The organism is Mucilaginibacter sp. P5_A6 (genome assembly GCF_056400585.1).
The window spans coordinates 1-1910 of the sequence record NZ_JBFUKZ010000079.1 but is presented as its reverse complement, the minus strand read 5'-3'; the positions used below and the strand labels follow the sequence as shown (position 1 = coordinate 1910).

Sequence of the window (1910 nt, the reverse complement as noted above, 5' to 3'; positions counted from 1 at the left end):
TTGTAATGCTCATGCAAATGAGATCATTTTGTTTACCGGTAATTTCAAAACCGGCTTTTTCATAAACGGACAGTGCCGATATATTTGCTGGATGAACCTTTAAATAAATGATATCCAATTCTTTAACCAAAAAACCATATCGTATCATTTGAACAGTTGCCTGGTAACCTATACCTTTACCCCAGTAAAGCTTGTTGCCAATAAAAAGATGCAGCTCAGCATCATGTTCGGTAATATCCAACAATTGCACGTTACCTATGTATGTATTAAGCTCTTTAACACAAATTGCAAATCTTGCCTGGTTTGGCTTATTCAACTGAGTCTGTAACCACTTGGTCTCTGCCTCGGCACTTATGTAGCTGGTTGGTTTATAGCCAGTGTAAATCCATATTAATGGGTCATTTCGCCATGCATATGATACTAATGCATCTTCTATGACAAGGGGTCGTATGTATACTGATATTGTCATAAAAATAGGCGTAAAATATTTAACATATAAAACATATCCTGTAGGTTATACCGTTGATCTATTGGCAAGGGCACCAAGCAACGGGCAAGTTGATTTTCAAACATTCCTTTTTCAGTCCATTTAAAAACGTTTGGCCAATAGGTAGCAACAAATATTTTTTTTTTGTATTAAATGAACTTTTAAATGGCTATCATCATATAAAAAAGGGTAAGCCATAGGGGCGCAATTCTCGGGGATCTCAAATTTCAACAGGTTATATTCCTGTAGATGTTTGTGTAAAAAGTGAAAATTCCGTTCCCTGATTTTGGCACATTCATCATAATCAATACTCGACAGAATTTTTTGGGTCACCGTCGACATTGTCCTGATGTCGTTATTATCCAGATCCTTATTGTTTTCTTTAAAATCTGAATAAGCTGCTTCTATACCAAAATCAATACTTTTTATGAGGTGCGAAAAACGATGTATTGAGGTATCGAGCGGTAATTTTTTGGGTAATTTCCTTCTGATCTGGAGGTAGGCTCCGTCTGAAACCCCGAAAAACTTGCGGCATGAATAAAAAGTATCTACGCCAGGCAATGGTTCAGAAAAAAAAGCCTGAGAATTATCCACTATCAGGTTTGTAAATTTATAGCTAAGTTCTATTACTTTTTCTTGTTTAATTCCAAAGTAATTGGTGTACAGAAAGCATGCATCTGGTTCAATATCAAAATCTATTACCGGATCAAATTGTTTATCAATTGAGTAAAATTGATGTTTAATACCCAGTTTTGTGATGGGTTCAAGCAAAACATCACAAGTAAAATAGGGTATAAATATTTTTGTGTATCCTTTTTGCCTTAGTATATACTCTAAAGCATTGCGTCCGGTATTTAAATGAATAAGATTTGGATAATATTCATTACCATGGGGTAACTCGAGCTCTAAATATCCACCAATGGATTTTAAAGGAGTTTTATTTTTTTGCATAGCCGTAAGTTAGATGATGGATAAATTAAGACTTAAGTTAACCCTGGTCGCATTGGTACATTCTTAAATGTGCCGGTTGATAAAATTCGTTTAGGTTTTCGGGTGTGCGGGAATTGTAACCAATAACCTGGCGCAACTCGGAGTTGAGGTGTGATACAAAATCATAACCTAAAAATCTGGGATAATCCATTTGTTGTTTTAAAAACGGCCTGGTAAATCCTATTGTTAATGCTCTGCGCGGCTCAAGGGTGGTATTTTCGCCAGCGGCATGCCAAATATTCGAATCAAACAAAATAATACTTCCCTTTGGCACAATTGCCCTATCGGCATTATTAAAAAAGTATGTTGCATCAGGTCGTATTGCTGATCTATGTGATCCCGAAAGAAAATAAGTTGCACCGTTTATTAAGGTAAAATCATCGAGTGTAACATAAGTTGCACCGTTTATTAAGGTAAAATCATCGAGTGTAAC

At 35.8% G+C, this 1910-nt stretch carries 3 protein-coding genes; all 3 read right to left on the bottom strand.

Features of this window, described 5'->3' with window-relative positions:
* A partial coding sequence (locus AC1DO4_RS27780; RefSeq protein WP_477421026.1) for a GNAT family N-acetyltransferase occupies positions 1-469 on the bottom strand: 469 nt, incomplete at its 3' end.
* A 120-nt stretch (positions 470-589) separates the two neighbouring features.
* Positions 590-1438, bottom strand: coding sequence for a hypothetical protein (locus tag AC1DO4_RS27775; protein ID WP_477421024.1), 849 nt, complete (start codon positions 1436-1438; stop codon positions 590-592).
* 37 nt (positions 1439-1475) lie between these two features.
* Positions 1476-1910 (bottom strand): phytanoyl-CoA dioxygenase family protein (locus AC1DO4_RS27770; protein ID WP_477421023.1); only part of this gene is annotated, 435 nt, incomplete at its 5' end.

What these genes read in the sequence shown, in the direction of transcription:
- AC1DO4_RS27775 (WP_477421024.1), bottom strand. Translation starts at nt 1,438, where the DNA reads ATGCAAAAAAATAAAACTCCTTTAAAATCCATTGGTGGATATTTAGAG.